Below are 15086 nucleotides of genomic sequence, written 5' to 3'. Positions count from 1 at the left end.
CCCCTCCACCACAACGATTTTGTATTCCAACTAAATAATTCCATCTTTTCTTTTTAAATCCTGTCGGATTATTCAGTTTTTTAACTAGATCTGGCATTTATTACTGATTCGCGGTATGATAAACATAATTCAGTGTATTGGAAGTTGACAGGTGACATCTGGTCTGCCAAAACTGGGGGATACTCATGGAAATATGGAAAAGAAATTTATATGTTTGCTGGTTCGGCGTACTGGCTACGTCGGCGGGGCTAAGCCAGCTTACGCCTATCCTGCCGCTATATATTGAACAACTCGGTGTTCACTCTCTGCCTGAGATCGAGCAGTGGTCTGGCATCACCTATGGCATCACGTTTATTTGCATGGCAATCTTTTCTCCGCTGTGGGGAAGAGCTGCTGACAAATACGGCCGAAAACCGATGTTATTGCGGGCAAGCCTTGGCATGGCAATTATCATTAGTGCCATGGCGTTTGTACAAAACATCTATCAGCTGGTAGGTCTACGCTTGTTACAAGGAACAATTTCCGGATTTTACTCTGGAGCTATCACTCTTGTCGCCACGCAGACCCCTAAAGAGCGTGCGGGTTGGGCACTGGGCACTCTGTCAACAGGAGCTGTCGCCGGTATGCTTTTAGGTCCGCTGCTAGGTGGCTATCTGGCAATGGCCTTGGGAATTCGCAGTAATTTTATTGCGATCGGTATTTTGTTATTGATCGCCTTTTTCGCCTCATTGCTGTTTGTGCAGGAGCAGTTTATCCCGTCAGATAAACCGGCTCTAAGCTTTGGTGAGATCTGGCGGCGTCTGCCTCAACCGCAGATTATGGTTGCTATGTTTGTCACCACTCTGGTTATGCAGTTAGGGCTGATGTCAATACAACCAATTATTACAGTCTACATTAGTCAGTTATCCGAAAACACCACCCAAGTCGCGCTGATCTCTGGCATGGTTTTTTCGGCCTCTGGACTAGCCAGTATTATCGCTGCGCCACGCTTGGGCAAGCTGTCAGACCGAATCGGGCCGCAAAAAGTCATGATTGTTGCCTTAACGGCGGCAGCACTCTTGTTCATTCCGCAGGCGATGGTTGATAGCCCGTGGCAACTAATGGGCTTGCGCTTTTTATTAGGCATTGCAACTGCAGGCTTGTTGCCTTCCATTAACAGTCTGGTTAAACAATTGACCCCAGATGAATTCGCCGGCCGTGTATTCGGCTACAATCAGTCTGCGCAATTCATCGGCTCGTTTGGGGGCGCTATATTCGGCGGCGGAGTAGCTGCTTGGTTTGGCATCCAATATGTATTCTTTTTCACCAGTGCTTTATTGATGTTGAACGCTATTTGGGTGTATAAAATGGTGTATGTCAGCAAGGCGATAGATTGCTCACAGACACAAATATGATACATAGGTGGGTACGATGGATCTGGCTCACTGGTGCGTGCTGTCGTTGGCTGTCGGGATACTGGCCGCTGGAACAGTAGTGTTTTCATCAATCATTCCTATTAGCGCGGCTGCTATTTGCTTGATTGCTGTCGCCTGGCTTGTTCGGAAGAACAATGACCGGGCTGTTTGGCTGCTGGCTGCGGCTTGTTTTTTTGCCGGTATGGCTAGGGCTTTACAGGGACAAATCCTGCCCGTTGATGATATAAGTTCCTATATCGGTAAAACTGTAGCCGTATATGGAGTTGTTGATGGAACACCAGAGGCTGCCCGATTGGATGCTGATTCTGTTTCTGTTCGCTACCGGCTCCGCGTCCAAGCCGTTAAAGCAGGCAATACACCGCAGTCAGCCAGTGGCAAACTATTCGCCAGTGTGCGTCAGAGCTCAGATAGACCGATCTACCCTCATGGCGCCAATATTGTACTCGCCGGTGCAATCAAAGAGCTGCATGGCTATAATAATCCGGGCTCGCCTGATATGGTTGCTTCATGGCGTAGACAGGGCTTTACTGCTCGACTTTCGCCCAACGGAGAACCGCGCTATGCCAGTCAGACGGAGACTGATTGGCGAAGTAGGTTAAACTCACTGCGAGAAGCCATGATTGCCAAAATGAAAGCAGCAATGCCGGAAAGCGATGCGGCTATTCTTAAAGGTGCTTTGTTTGGCGGCTACAGTGGAATTCCGACTGATGCGATTCGTGAGTTTGCAGCAACTGGAATTATTCATATTCTATCTGTGTCCGGCTCACACATCGCGTTGGTGGCAGGGGCAGTCCATTGGTTGGGCGGCGTGGCGGGACTGCGGCAACAACCCTCAGCTCTGCTTGCGGCATTTGCGGTTTTATCTTATGCCTTGTTGGCCGGACTTTCCCCGCCGGTTATCCGCTCTGTCATTATGGGGCTGATTGCACTGTCTGCCGCGGTTTGGGGCAGAGAGAAAGACGCCGCTAACGCGCTAGCGTTGACAGCAGGCGGAATGCTGCTTTTTGAACCGTCACTTATCGAGGATATCAGTTTTCAACTTTCCTTTAGCGGAACAGCTGGATTGGTGCTGCTTTATGCAAAAACCGCAGAACGGTTAGCATTTTTACCTGATTGGCTATCAAGACCAATTGCGGCGACTGCAGCAGCGCAACTCGGGGTTTTGCCAGTGATGGCCTGGTACTTTAATACCATTCCGCTGATGTCGTTTGCTGCTAATCTCTTAGTTGTTCCTGCTATCGAGTTGACAGTAGTTCTTGGACTGGCTGGCAGCCTTACTTCGCTAGTCGTTCCGCCTGTTGGACATTTGCTGCTGGTGATTTGCAGCCTGATTTTAAGTACTGCCAAACACGTCAATTCAGCATTAGCTTTGTTGCCATTTGCAGTGTATTTACCGCCGCTTAATCTACTGATGTCTGCGGCCTATTATTACTGTATTTTATGGCTGTACGGGTATCTGACCTTTTTGCCTGACCTCGCCTTCTTGCTCCGGCGCCGACGCCAACAAACACTCGCTGTTATGGCACTATTGACCATCTTGACTGCCGTGGGGGCTGTCTGGCCGCGACCGCTGTCTGTACACTTTATCGACGTTGGCCAAGGTGATGCAACGCTGGTGATGACTCCGCGGGGGCGAGCTGTGTTGATTGATACTGGCGGCTCAAGCGGCGGAGATTTTGATATTGGAGAACGAGTCGTTTATCCATATTTGCGGCGATTGCACGTGACTTCACTCGACTACCTGATACTAACCCACGGTCATCAGGATCACGCTGGAGGAGCGAAAGCTGTTGCTGCTGCAGTGCCTGTTTCACAGATATTACTGCCGCCCGAGGAGCTTACACCTGCTGTCGATAATCTTAATAGCCTTAAAGGGCTAACCGTCATTCCCGCTTATTCCGGTCAATCGATCGTGATTGACGGAGTCCGATTTTCCCTGTTGCGTCCACATGTGTCTGTCTCTAGTAGTAAACGTGGTAACAGTAATGAAAACTCCTGCGTTGTTGAGGTTCGCTATGGCTCACACAGCTTTTTAATTACCGGAGACCTCGAGGGACAAAGTGAACAAGCACTGCTCGCTCAGGGCATTGCACCACAAACCGTGCTCAAGGTAGGACATCATGGGGCCCAAGCTTCGACCTCGCCTGCTTTTCTGACAACGCTAGACCCGCGCTACGCGGTGATCTCAGTCGGCGCCGGCAACCGATATGGTCATCCGCATCCGGATACCTTAAAACGCTTAAGCGCAGGTGGACGTCCAGTTTTTCGCACTGACAAACACGGCGCTGTTGTCTTTGAAAGCGATGGCTTACATTTAACAGTAAAACCTTATATCAACAATTAGTACCGTGTTAGCTCTAAGACTGTAAGTATAGTGGCGCGGAGATTTTTTGCAAGGCAAGGCGGAGGAATGAGACATACCGGCGGTATGCCGATTGACGCCAACGCCGCATTGCGGAAAATCTACCGGTACTAAGGCGGAGGGTGAAACTATGACTATTCGTGAATTGATACAAACCATCAACAGAGGCAAACTCGAAGCCGTGTATCTCTTATTCGGAGAAGAACGCTATTACGCACGGCAGGCAGAAAAGGCACTTATTGAAGCTGCATTGCCGCCTGAGGACAGGGATATGGGGCTGCGAATTTTCGAACAGGATCCTTCTGTGCCCGAATTGATGCAGGCGATAGAATCTATGCCGTTCTTCGGCGGCAAAAATGTAATCATTGTTCGTGACACCAAACTGTTTCGTGCCGGCAAGAACGATGCCGGACCGGAAGCCTCCGATAAATCGGACACAAGATTGTTCGATTGTTTGCAGCATATCCCTGACTACACTCATTTATTGTTTATTGCCGGCGACAAGGTGGATAAACGCCGCAAGCTTTTTAAAGCCGTTGAGAAGGCAGGCGCTGTCGTCGAACTCGTTCCGCTCAAGGCGCGTGATTCTCGCGAATGGGTCCAGGAACGACTGAGAGAAGAAGGTAAAACCATCGCGCCTGAGGCTCTTGATTATTTGATGACAGGCCTTTCCTTCATGCCCCAAATATCTATGGGGTTTCTTGACAATGAAACACAAAAAATCGCGCTGCACACAGGTGAAAGGCAGCGCGTGAGTCTAGATGATGTCGAAGCTACTCTAGCAGGCGTCCCTGAAGTTAATATTTTCGCCATGATTGACGCTATGAGCCAAAAAAACATTACCCTGGCGTTGCGGTTACTCGATGGGCAACTCGCCACTGGCGAACCCCCAATGCGCATGCTCATGCTTATCGCCAGACAAACTCGCGCCTTGCTCTATGCAAAAGAACTGGCGGCGGACGGCAAAACATCGCAAGACATCGCTAAAATTTTAGGGTTGCACCCCTTCGTCGCCGAAAAGATGCTAGGCCAAGCTCGCCGCTTTTCGGAAGGCAAACTGAAGCAAATTTTGATAATGATCTCAGATGTTGACCGGGCGATCAAGTCTGGTCGCGCGGGGAATGTGTCACTTGAGGGCATCGTTATTGAGATGTGCAGGGGGTAAGGGACTAAACAGAGGGGCTTGCCTAATGGCAAGCCCCTCAAAAATTGTTTCGCCCAAAATACCGTTTTCGTATATGTCCAAACCTGCCTTCTCGCAGGTGGGGAGTCCTAGCCGTGGTTTTGCCCTCCGCTCTGTGGCGGCTCGGCAGCTGCACGACATCGGACTCCCGAATGTATAATGTAGGTTGGACATATATTTGAGTAACGTACATTCCAGGCAATTGATGATAATTATTTGTCTTGTTGATAGACGTATCTTATCACAAATCTTTCAATTTTTGCAATGCGTTATTATTAGTGAAATTCGAAATTGGAGACAGTTTTGCCGCAGTTTTGTCTATCGTCGTCGTTATACTAACTGTTGCAATAAAACAAGCCTCCCTGTATCCTGATTCAGACAAGAAGCAGGATTGTCGCTTCCAGCCATTCGGTCTAGAGCTTAGGGAGGCTTTGTTGTCAGTTTATGCACAATAACACTGGAATATGCCCATAGTCAACTATAACGTCATGGGACCTCTCGCTCCATTTTAAGAAAGTTTTTGATGAAAGATCATAGAACTAGGGTAAACTACCTATAGAATCAAACATGTCAGGCGAGATGGAGAGTGTCTATGAGCCCTTCACTGCAAATTAATGTAGATAAAATTCAGTATAACACAGCTACTATCGTCGAGCGTTGCCGTCGTCAATCTATATCGGTTCTTGGTGTGACCAAAGGCTTCACTGCCATCGAGCAAATCGTCCAGGCTGTGGTCGAAGGAGGCGTCGATGGATTGGCTGATTCACGGATGGAAAATATAATTGAGATGCGAGATCGTGGCTTCCATCTGCCAATCACTTTGCTACGTATTCCGCGGCTGAGCGATGTTCTCAACGTAATCGGATACGTCGACACTAGCGTCAATTCAGAATTTACTGTGATCCAAGCATTGGCGGATGCGGCCCGGACTCGAGGCAGAGTACATCAGGTTATTTTAATGATCGATGTCGGTGATTTACGTGAAGGCTTGTTGCAGGAAAATGCCTTCCGTGCGGCAGTGCAAACTGCTAAACTGCAGGGTGTCAAGTTGGTTGGATTAGGTACCAATATGGGGTGCTTCGGCGGAGTACTGCCGAGTACTGACAATCTCGGACTGCTGGTTCGACTAACCCGCGCAATTGAACATAGATTGGGCAGCCAGTTAGAAGTAGTGTCAGGGGGAGGCACTTCGAGCTTGCTGCTGCTGGAGAACGGCTTGTTACCTAGCGGCATTAATCAATTACGGATTGGAGAGGGCATACTCCTAGGGACTGATACAACAAATCAACGCAGCATCCCTGGGTTGCATCAGGATGCATTTAGATTACAGGCCGAAGTGATCGAGTTGAAAGAGAAGCCATCCCTGCCAATCGGTGAGATCGGCAGGGATGCATTTGGCAATATTCCGCAGTTTGTTGATTTGGGGAACCGTAAACGTGCTATTGTAGCACTTGGCAGGCAGGATGTCAATATAGAAGGCATATGGCCGCTGACGGCTGGGATTACCATTATTGGTGCCTCTAGTGATCATCTGATTCTTGATGTGACAGACAGCGAAACCGATATTCGGATGGGAAACGAGATTGCATTCGGCCTGACTTATTCAGGACTTCTGTCTGCCAGTCAGTCACGCTATATCGCCAAAGTATTCATAGGAGGACGTTATGATCGAACAAATACAGGACATTGAACTAACGACTCTTAACAGACTGGCATTATTAGATAACGCCGCATTTGGCATAGGCGGACTTAATGCATGGCACCTCGCTCCGCTTATTCGTCATGGACGGGTATTTGTCTTTTGGCAGGACAGTGAAATAGCCGGGTCTGTTCAATACATGCTTGATTGGGATCACCCAGACACGGCCTATATGGTTGGTATAACAGTAGACCAGCGTAGGCGCGGACAGGGTATTGCGTCAAAATTATTACGGGAAAGCTTTCACTCTCTGCGTCAGCAGAACTTGCGCTTGATCGAGTTAACCGTTGCTCCAGACAATGTTGTGGCACTAAGACTGTATGAAACTAAGCTGGGATTTTCACGAACAGGCTATCGAGAAAATGAGTATGGGGCGGGCGAACACCGTCTGGTGTTAACCTTAAATCTCTCGCGGCATTAGCTAAACAGACTATATGCCAGAGCCGCTAGAGTGATGGCTATAAGCAACACGATAACCGGGTAGGCAACTGCTGGTATAATTACATGACTTACTGGGCCGGGAACATTGGGATCCTGATCCAGACGATAAAGTTTCCAGTAGATAAAAATGGCTAAACAGAAGCAAATAGCGGCCAGGAGCAGAATCATGGGCAGAATCCTCCAATTAGTGCTTATTTACGGACGATCGCGTCATTAATGGCAGAATTTTTGTCATTGTACTGGCAATAATCGCAAACCACTGCATACCATTAACTGAAGGAACTGTTCAGTCACAGTTTCCCGGCATGTTGGATCGCGCTAGACGCGGCAACATGAAAAGCCGTCCGCACGGGCGGCTTTATGTATTTTCTTTTATAGATTATACTTGGCCGCTGCGTAGTAGATATGAGTGCGCTATATACTCAAATGCTGCGAGCATAGCTGCGCTAAACAAGGCACCAATCAATGAAATGGTTACATTAGAAAAGAAGAATTGGCTGGCATAGACAATTACGGCGGCAAAGAGAAAATCCAGAACGTTACTCATCCAGAAAGTATCTCGTCGAAGAATGACCTGTTCAAACAGGTAGGAAACAAAGGCAAAAAATATGCCAACACTGGCAGGCTGCCAGATCGCAGAGAAAACCATGGAACTGGTTAGATAATCGGCGGCAATAACGATAATCGGGCAGGTGAACAGTTTAATTCTAAAATTATTCATAACGTGGCCTCCTAACCTTCATTCGGATCGCCACAATGCTGGACCGTGTCTGCAGCATCGCGAGGATCTACGATCGCTGCAGCTAGATTACGCCATGCATCATATAATCAGGGGACGAATGTAACGTGCTTTTAATCATTCATTCCACTCACCCTTTCTCTGGCTCTCTGTAACGCGAAGATGTTATAAAAACGACGGCCAAAGACGGCCGCCGTTAAATGGAGGAAAATAACCTTAGGCAGTTACCGTTTGCAGTTATCGCAGTCCTTTTCCAAACGGCGTTCATCCTTCACATTACAGAACTCGCTGGCAAACTCAAGGTTCTTTTCATCCCTTTTGTTCTGGCGCTGCTCGTTGCTACAGTCTTTTTTGCTCATGGTATTTCACCTCCAAAACTAGTATAAACATCGTAGTCGCTTTCAATAGCAGGATGATGTTTCCAGATAGATAGGAACAAATCTTCATAATTTTCAGATCTGGCGCAAGGAAAATCCCTCCGCTTAGCGAAAGGATACTTAAAAGAAAAATAATGGAGGTAATGATATGCCACATTTTGCCGCCAATTTGACAATGTCATTTCAAGAGATTCCCTTTATGCAGCGTTTTGCCGCTGCAAGCCAGGCAGGTTTTGATTCAGTTGAATTTATGTTTCCTTACGATTACACAAAAGCTGAGCTAAGGCAAGCACTTGATGCCAATAATTTGAAAATCGTCCTGTTCAATCTGCCAGCTGGCAATTGGGCGCAAGGTGATCGCGGAGTCGCTATTCATCCGGAAAGAAAGCAGGAATTTCGCGATGGGGTTGAAAAAGCGTTGTCATATGCCGAGCCGCTGGGAGTCAAGCAATTAAACTGCTTAGTTGGTAAGAAACTGACTGAGTTCTCGGATGCAGAACAAAGAGCCACACTCATTGAAAATCTGCGTTACGCCGCAGAAAAGTTAGCAGAGAAGGGTATTCGCCTACTGGTCGAGCCACTAAATTCCTTTGATATGCCAGGGTTTTATCACAGCACTGCTGAACAAGTTTTAACTCTGTTGGATGAGGTGGGCCATGCTAATGCCTATCTGCAATACGACCTTTACCATGAACAGCGGGGCGTAGGTGAGTTGACGGCAACCATCCGTAAACAGTTTGCCCGTATCGCCCATATTCAGATTGCTGACAACCCTGGACGGCATCAGCCAGGTACAGGTGAACTCAACTACCGTTTCCTATTCAGTGAGATAGATCGTTTGGGTTATACCGGCTATGTTGGTCTGGAGTACATACCTGAGGGACCGACCGCAGACTCGTTCTCTTGGGTTGAGGAATACGGTTATACACGGAAATAAATGAGAAGGAGAGAGTTGAACACTCTCTCCTTCTCGATTCTGTAGGGAACTATTATTTGTATTGACTATGTCATAACGACTATGGCTGTTGCAGCAAGATCGTTGGAGATTCATAAAATCGAAGTGAGGGGTTCTGCTCTGTTACCCAACGCAGTGACCATTCTGTACTAAACAGAGCAACCGGTAAATCGTGCTTATCTTTGACAATAGCACTTTTTTCCACCCCTTTGATCGGCTTTGAACCGTCATTGCCGTCAATCCAGCGTGCTAGCCCAAATGGTAGCATGAACATGCTGAGGTCTGCGCCGTATTCATTTTTCAATCGATATTCAAGCACTTCAAACTGCAAAGCGCCGATTGCCCCGACAATGAAAAACTCGCCAGGGATATCTGGTTGTCTAAATACCTGTATAGCGCCTTCCTGGGCCAACTGTTCTATACCTTTGATGAACTGCTTGCGCTTCATTGTGTCTTTGGCCTGTACTTTGGCAAACTGTTCAGGAGGGAAAATAGGGAAGTCTTCAAATCGAAATTTCCGACCGTTTTCGCATAGCGTGTCACCAATCCCAAAAATGCCTGGATCAAATAATCCGATAATATCACCTGGGTAAGCTTCATCAACAATAGCCCGCTCTTGTGCCAGAAACTGCTGCGGTTGTGAGAGCTTGATAGATTTACCTGTTTGTACATGGTGCACTGCCATGCCACGGATGAATTTCCCTGAGCAGATTCGGATGAATGCGATGCGGTCGCGGTGGGCTGGGTTCATATTGGCTTGAATCTTAAAGACAAATGCGGAAAATTCCTCGTTAGCGGGCTCGACTGGACCGTCAGTAGACTGACGGGCGGCGGGAGCTGGTGCAAGCTTTAGAAATGATTCAAGGAATGGGCGCACGCCGAAGTTGGTCATAGCGCTACCAAAAAACATAGGAGTTAACTCGCCATTTTTCACTCGGGTAAAATCAAATGAATCCCCAGCAGCGTCTAAAAGTTCAATATCGTCAATCAGAGCTTGATGCACATCTTGACCAATAATCTCGGCAAAAGTTGGGTCGTTGACACTGCCCATGGTGGAAGGCATGATCCATTGTCCGTGCGCGCCACCACTTTCAAAAAGTTCGATTTGAGACAGCTCGCGATTATACACCCCTACATATTTACCATCTATGCCAATTGGCCAATTCATCGGATATGCGCGAATGCCTAGAACGTTTTCGATCTCTTCCATCAGTTCAAATGGACTTTTGCCATAACGATCTAACTTATTGACAAAGGTAAAGATAGGGATGCCGCGCTGTTTACACACGTGGAACAGCTTTTTTGTCTGCTCCTCTACGCCTTTAGCGACGTCGATCAGCATGACGGCGCTGTCTGCTGCCATCAGTGTGCGATAGGTGTCTTCGCTAAAGTCTTGGTGACCGGGAGTATCGAGAATATTAATTCTAAAACCTTCATAGTCAAACTGTAATACACTAGATGTAACGGAAATGCCTCTTTGTTTTTCAATCTCCATCCAGTCAGATACTGCATGTTTTTGCGCTTTACGGGCTTTTACTGAGCCGGCCAGGCGGATGGCGCCTCCGTACAGCAAGAGCTTTTCGGTTAAGGTTGTCTTTCCGGCGTCAGGGTGAGATATGATGGCAAATGTGCGGCGTTTTTCTACTTCCGCCGCCAATTCTGGCAGAGTGTCTGGCATAATTCTCCTCCAATACTAATCTACGAAAGCTAACCTATCATCAATAATAGGTTATTGTCAATATGGTATGCATTAATAATAGAAGATTCAACAGAAAAAAACAAGTCTATGAGAAGCTCATCCCAGATCTAGTATAGTGTTGTTTGACTTTTTACCTGCTGCATGATACGATAAAAATCCAATATTGCCATAACGCTTGAGTATGAAAGATGGTCGCGGGCGTAAGCCGTCCGAGGAAAGTCCGAGCTCCATAGGGCAGGGTGCTGGATAACGTCCAGCGAGGGTGACCTTAGGGAAAGTGCCACAGAAAGAAACCGCCTGCTTCGGCAGGTAAGGGTGCAACGGTGCGGTAAGAGCGCACCAGCAGTCAGGTGACTGGCTGGCTAGGTAAACCCCACCTGGAGCAAGATCGAATAGGGAAGTGATGAAGCGGCCCGCTGAGTCTTCCGGGTTGTATCGCTGGAGCCGACAGGCAACTGTCGGCCTAGATAGATGACCATCACCGCCGACAGGCGGAACAAAACTCGGCTTATTGATTACTCATGTGTTATGCCAATACAAAAACCGCAGTGCGTTTGCTCTGCGGTTTTTGTATTGTGATTTTTAATCCTGCTCATACGGTAAAGGCTCATGAGTAATGCAAAATAGTGCTTTGATAAACTCAGCGAGATGCTCTTTCTCCTCGTTCATCAGGTGACAGAAGAGTTCCTTAACTTCTGGGCAGGCGGCTTTTAACATAAAACACTGGTATTTATTAATGGCCATCAGTTCGCCAACAATTGATTTGGTTAACAAGTCAACGGTTTCCAACTCGTCCGGGGCGGGTGGCGAAATAGTGGCATCTTCTATGTCATCTTTCGGTTCCGGTGGCTGCCACTTGGCCTGTTTATGCTTGGGATGACGTGGCATTGTCAGGAACGGGAGGCATTTTTCTTCAAATATTTCCGCCTGTATAGGATCGAGGCATGAAACTAACTGCATTATTTCCATGAAATGTTGCATTTCATCTTCGGCAACATCGAGGAAAAGTCTATCCAAGCAAGTCTGATGAGCTGCTCTCAGATAAAAAGCGGCAGCGGTCCGCTCGTCAGCTGCCGCCTCGCGCAACAACAGCAAGTCTGGATGATTAGGACATTCTTCATTGTTGTCGTCGTAGTCTTCGCATTCGTCAATTGGCATAACTGGTATGTCACATGGTTTATAGTTCACCATTTTAGGCGACATTTTTTTTGAATAGCCCACACTACTACACCTCCATCATTTAACTCAGTGTATCTTATGTAGCATTAGCCAGTTTAGTGCAAATCACCGGTTGAGGTTGATGTAGTTAAATTGTGCTGGATATCTAATAGGTAAATAATTGTAAAATTATGGATAATAAAATAATAAATGTTATAAATTGGAATATGAAAGCTTATATTGGAATTTAATGGAATTTTTGTGCTTGCTTGATTGTCACAACCAGACGATTATAAGTTGTCATCCAGCTTTTGAGAACAGATAAAGACGCTATGTATATGGTGCAGACGTAGGAAAAGCAAGGATTATGTCGGATTTTTACGAAAACTAACTGCCGAGATTTAGCAGGGAATACATAAATTTACAAGAATAGTATACATACTTCCTAAAAGAATCTCTCTCTGAAAGGAGTGCGAAAAATGTTTGCGACAGAGAACTGCGATTATCGAACATTTTATATGATGAAAGAGGACGACCCAAAAGAGTATTTTAAGTCAGCCAAGATCGGCTTGATTTATGTTGATAGCGCCTGCAAGGTCAGAAGCTTAAACAGGGAAGCGGAAAAAATGTGCGGTGTTAACCGGGCAAAAGTGATTGGTCAAACAGCTGACGGGGCGTTCGGTCATTTCGGTGATCAATTTGTACGATTGTTTAATCTAGCTGAATATGAAGATTTCCAGACCTACAACAGTCGGATACTACAAGACGAAAAAACGTGCTATTTTCATGCAGACGCGATTCGTCTGCGCGATGCGCAGGGGGATTCGACCGGCATTGTTGTTGTACTGCAGGACGTGTCAGAGATTCGCACGACTTTGCGCCAAATACAGACAACTCAATTACTGATGTCAATGGGGGAACTGGCTGCTGGCGTTGCCCACCATGTTCGTACTCCGCTGACAACAATAAGTGGTTATCTACAGATCATGCTTAACCGACTGGAGAATGACCAATATACAGTCAGGCGAGATATTGTTGAGATGTTACTTGATGAAGTCTCCTACATTAATAATGTAGTAAAAGAATTGGTCATGTTTGCGAAACCACCCTTGCAGAAAGAACCCGGTGTCGCAATCAATGATATTCTGGATGAAAGTTTGCTGCTAGTGTTCAAACAAATGGGCGGAGAGCGAATCAATATTGCTAAGGTGCTCGCCGATAATCTACCGAAAATCAGCGCGGACGCCAACTTGCTGCAGCAGGCATTTGTCAATATTCTGCAAAATGCGATGGAAGCTATGCCTGATGTGGGCGAAGTGGGTATCCGGACTTGGTTGCACGCAGACTTAAACATGTTGGTTGTCGCGATTACTGATGTTGGTTGCGGGGTAGACCCCGGCATTATGTCGCGAATATTTGAACCCTTCTATACCACGAAACTGGACCGAGTGGGATTAGGATTGCCAATCGCGCATCGAATCGTCAGTGAACATGGCGGGTTTATTCACGTTAGCTCAAATGAGCGAATTGGTACTAAGGTTCATGTTTATTTGCCGATTGTTGAAGATCGGTTACGCCAAATTTCAGCAGTGCATCAACAGATCCTAAATCTACAATAATCGTCAGGACGAGCCAAAGATTGGCATAGGCGTATAGTGACCCTCATATACCTTACTATTGCAAAAGAGGTAAAGAGGGGATCACTCTGTGCTAAAAACTTGGGTAGTAATTGCCAGTTTTATTTTTTGTTTCTTTCCTGTATTTTTGGCAAGGGCTGCGCCGCAAAATCCAGATTTGACAGACCCACAGCTTGTCATCAATCTACCAAGCCGGACACTAGAACTGTATGCAGGCAATCGCCTAATTAAACGCTACCCAGTGGCGATCGGTAAGCCTTCAACACCGACACCGCTAGGGAATTACTATATCACTATTAAAGAAGTCAATCCTGCCTGGTATCCGCCTGACTCTCCGGGAACGGTTGTTTCGTCCGGTCCGCATAATCCGCTTGGCTACCGCTGGATGGGCTTTCTTCCTACCTATGGGGTACATGGTACCAATAATCCAGATTCTATTGGCTTGGTTGTCTCTAATGGTTGTATACGGATGTATGAGCCTGATGTTGAAGAACTGTATGAAGTTGTCAGGGTGAACACTCCGTTGCGGATTATTTATGAACGAGTACGAGTCGGCATCGATTATCAGAATCGCGCTTATATCGCCGTGTATCCGGACGTTTATGGATGGCAATCAGTATCTATTTCGGATGTGCGCGTAAAGCTGCGTCCGCACAACTGGAATAATTGGGTTGATGACTCTGCAATTAGTCGAATGATCGAGGCAGCGGATGATAAAGAATATGTTTTTTTGCAGTTTCATCATTTGGTTGTTAACGGTAAACTGCTGCCAGATAAAGTCCAGATCAGTACCGATGGGCTACTGGTACCTATTCAGTCTATCGCTGAAGCTGTAAAGGCCAGCATAACTTGGGATGAGGCGAGTAGTCAGATAAAGGTCGGATCTCGTTTTTTCCGCGGGGTGCGAAAAGACGGTTCTCTTTATGCCGCGCCGGAGAGTATTCCGGTTTTATTCGGAGGTACCCAGCAAATAAATTCTTCCCAAGGTGCGCTGGGAGTAGAAATTATTTCCTTAACTCTTAACGGCAAACCAGTGGCAGGCGACTTTCCGCTGCGTCGAGAGATTCCGTTACTGCCAGTATTGACAATTGGAGAAGCACTTGGACAAAAAGCTATTTGGGATGAGAAAACGAAAATATTGATCGCAAACAATAAGGTTGTGCCGATACAAGTAATTGAAAACAAGCCATACCTCGCGATAAATCAAGTGTATTCATATTTTGGAGCCTATGTTTACTGGGACGAAGCAGCCAGAATTATCGACCTGACGTATCCCTTCCACGAACCGGACGGAGATTAAGCTCCGCCCGGTTCTTATTTACTTGCAGAAATTGCTGACGCTGAGTCTCATAGGTAACGACGGTTCTTATTTACTTGTAGAAATTGCTGTTACTAAGTCGTAAAGGAACGACGGTTCTTTT

The 15086-nt window shown here is 46.8% G+C and carries 13 protein-coding genes and 2 other RNA genes; 9 read left to right on the top strand and 6 right to left on the bottom strand.

Annotated elements, in window-relative coordinates; genetic code table 11:
* Positions 1 to 185: 185 nt before the first annotated feature.
* The 3 genes from AXX12_RS06270 to holA all read left to right on the top strand — a co-directional run bounded on the left by AXX12_RS06270 (position 186) and on the right by holA (position 4942).
* Positions 186 to 1394, top strand: coding sequence for a multidrug efflux MFS transporter (locus tag AXX12_RS06270; RefSeq protein ID WP_066239644.1), 1209 nt, complete (start codon positions 186 to 188; stop codon positions 1392 to 1394).
* Positions 1395 to 1410: 16 nt separating this feature from the next.
* Positions 1411 to 3759, top strand: coding sequence for a DNA internalization-related competence protein ComEC/Rec2 (locus AXX12_RS06265; RefSeq protein ID WP_066239642.1), 2349 nt, complete (start codon positions 1411 to 1413; stop codon positions 3757 to 3759).
* Positions 3760 to 3907: 148 nt separating this feature from the next.
* Positions 3908 to 4942 carry a DNA polymerase III subunit delta gene (holA, locus tag AXX12_RS06260; RefSeq protein WP_066239639.1) on the top strand — a complete coding sequence of 345 codons (1035 nt, stop codon included), beginning with the start codon at positions 3908 to 3910 and terminating at the stop codon, positions 4940 to 4942.
* 46 nt (positions 4943 to 4988) lie between these two features.
* Here holA and ssrS read toward each other — a convergent pair.
* Positions 4989 to 5164: non-coding RNA, 6S RNA (gene ssrS, locus AXX12_RS06255), on the bottom strand.
* Between the two features lie 388 nt (positions 5165 to 5552).
* Between ssrS and AXX12_RS06250 the strand changes: the two genes are divergently transcribed.
* Entirely contained in the window at positions 5553 to 6650 is a 1098-nt protein-coding gene (locus tag AXX12_RS06250) for an alanine/ornithine racemase family PLP-dependent enzyme (protein ID WP_066239637.1), read from the top strand.
* Complete coding sequence (locus AXX12_RS06245) at positions 6625 to 7080, top strand: GNAT family N-acetyltransferase (RefSeq protein ID WP_066239634.1); 456 nt, start codon at positions 6625 to 6627, stop codon at positions 7078 to 7080. Before AXX12_RS06250 ends, AXX12_RS06245 begins: the two co-directional genes overlap by 26 nt.
* On the opposite strand, the gene AXX12_RS06240 is transcribed toward AXX12_RS06245, so the two are convergent.
* From AXX12_RS06240 to AXX12_RS19985, 3 genes are all read right to left on the bottom strand, one after another.
* Positions 7077 to 7268: a hypothetical protein gene (locus tag AXX12_RS06240; RefSeq protein WP_066239631.1), complete on the bottom strand. Its 192-nt coding sequence runs from the start codon at positions 7266 to 7268 to the stop codon at positions 7077 to 7079. The two genes, AXX12_RS06245 and AXX12_RS06240, sit on opposite strands and share 4 nt — an antisense overlap.
* 211 nt (positions 7269 to 7479) lie before the next feature.
* Positions 7480 to 7821: a DUF2512 family protein gene (locus AXX12_RS06235; RefSeq protein WP_066239628.1), complete on the bottom strand. Its 342-nt coding sequence runs from the start codon at positions 7819 to 7821 to the stop codon at positions 7480 to 7482.
* 242 nt (positions 7822 to 8063) lie between these two features.
* On the bottom strand, positions 8064 to 8198 hold the full coding sequence (locus tag AXX12_RS19985; RefSeq protein WP_269448386.1) for a hypothetical protein: 135 nt from the start codon (positions 8196 to 8198) through the stop codon (positions 8064 to 8066).
* A gap of 166 nt (positions 8199 to 8364) precedes the next feature.
* Here AXX12_RS19985 and hyi point away from each other — a divergent pair, with 166 nt between their 5' ends.
* Positions 8365 to 9153 carry a hydroxypyruvate isomerase gene (hyi, locus tag AXX12_RS06225; protein ID WP_066239620.1) on the top strand — a complete coding sequence of 263 codons (789 nt, stop codon included), beginning with the start codon at positions 8365 to 8367 and terminating at the stop codon, positions 9151 to 9153.
* Between the two features lie 79 nt (positions 9154 to 9232).
* Here hyi and AXX12_RS06220 read toward each other — a convergent pair whose 3' ends face one another.
* Positions 9233 to 10849, bottom strand: a complete 1617-nt coding sequence (locus AXX12_RS06220; protein ID WP_066239617.1) for a peptide chain release factor 3 — start codon at positions 10847 to 10849, stop codon at positions 9233 to 9235.
* A 197-nt stretch (positions 10850 to 11046) separates the two neighbouring features.
* On the opposite strand from AXX12_RS06220, the gene rnpB reads away from it, so the two are divergent.
* Positions 11047 to 11396: RNase P RNA component class A (rnpB, locus tag AXX12_RS06215), an RNA gene on the top strand.
* Positions 11397 to 11452: 56 nt separating this feature from the next.
* Here the strand turns inward: rnpB and AXX12_RS06210 are convergent.
* Entirely contained in the window at positions 11453 to 12091 is a 639-nt protein-coding gene (locus AXX12_RS06210) for a ferritin family protein (RefSeq protein ID WP_066239615.1), read from the bottom strand.
* Between the two features lie 416 nt (positions 12092 to 12507).
* Here AXX12_RS06210 and AXX12_RS06205 point away from each other — a divergent pair, with 416 nt between their 5' ends.
* Positions 12508 to 13647 (top strand): two-component system sensor histidine kinase NtrB, encoded by a 1140-nt coding sequence (locus tag AXX12_RS06205; protein ID WP_066239612.1) that lies wholly within the window; start codon positions 12508 to 12510, stop codon positions 13645 to 13647.
* Between the two features lie 88 nt (positions 13648 to 13735).
* Positions 13736 to 14965, top strand: coding sequence for a L,D-transpeptidase family protein (locus tag AXX12_RS06200; RefSeq protein ID WP_066239608.1), 1230 nt, complete (start codon positions 13736 to 13738; stop codon positions 14963 to 14965).
* Positions 14966 to 15086 lie beyond the last annotated feature (121 nt).

The sequence above is a fragment of the Anaerosporomusa subterranea genome (assembly GCF_001611555.1).
In the GTDB taxonomy this organism is placed as follows: Bacteria; Bacillota; Negativicutes; order Sporomusales; family Acetonemataceae; genus Anaerosporomusa; species Anaerosporomusa subterranea.
This window is presented reverse-complemented; position numbering and strand designations above follow the sequence as displayed.

Bases quoted from the DNA above. Each gene is read 5' to 3' on its own strand.
- AXX12_RS06235 (WP_066239628.1), bottom strand. From the start codon at position 7,821: ATGAATAATTTTAGAATTAAACTGTTCACCTGCCCGATTATCGTTATT.
- holA (WP_066239639.1), top strand. From the start codon at position 3,908: ATGACTATTCGTGAATTGATACAAACCATCAACAGAGGCAAACTCGAA.
- AXX12_RS06270 (WP_066239644.1), top strand. From the start codon at position 186: ATGGAAATATGGAAAAGAAATTTATATGTTTGCTGGTTCGGCGTACTG.
- AXX12_RS06265 (WP_066239642.1), top strand. From the start codon at position 1,411: ATGGATCTGGCTCACTGGTGCGTGCTGTCGTTGGCTGTCGGGATACTG.
- hyi (WP_066239620.1), top strand. From the start codon at position 8,365: ATGCCACATTTTGCCGCCAATTTGACAATGTCATTTCAAGAGATTCCC.
- AXX12_RS06250 (WP_066239637.1), top strand. From the start codon at position 5,553: ATGAGCCCTTCACTGCAAATTAATGTAGATAAAATTCAGTATAACACA.
- AXX12_RS06245 (WP_066239634.1), top strand. From the start codon at position 6,625: ATGATCGAACAAATACAGGACATTGAACTAACGACTCTTAACAGACTG.
- AXX12_RS19985 (WP_269448386.1), bottom strand. From the start codon at position 8,198: ATGAGCAAAAAAGACTGTAGCAACGAGCAGCGCCAGAACAAAAGGGAT.
- AXX12_RS06240 (WP_066239631.1), bottom strand. From the start codon at position 7,268: ATGATTCTGCTCCTGGCCGCTATTTGCTTCTGTTTAGCCATTTTTATC.
- AXX12_RS06205 (WP_066239612.1), top strand. From the start codon at position 12,508: ATGTTTGCGACAGAGAACTGCGATTATCGAACATTTTATATGATGAAA.
- AXX12_RS06220 (WP_066239617.1), bottom strand. From the start codon at position 10,849: ATGCCAGACACTCTGCCAGAATTGGCGGCGGAAGTAGAAAAACGCCGC.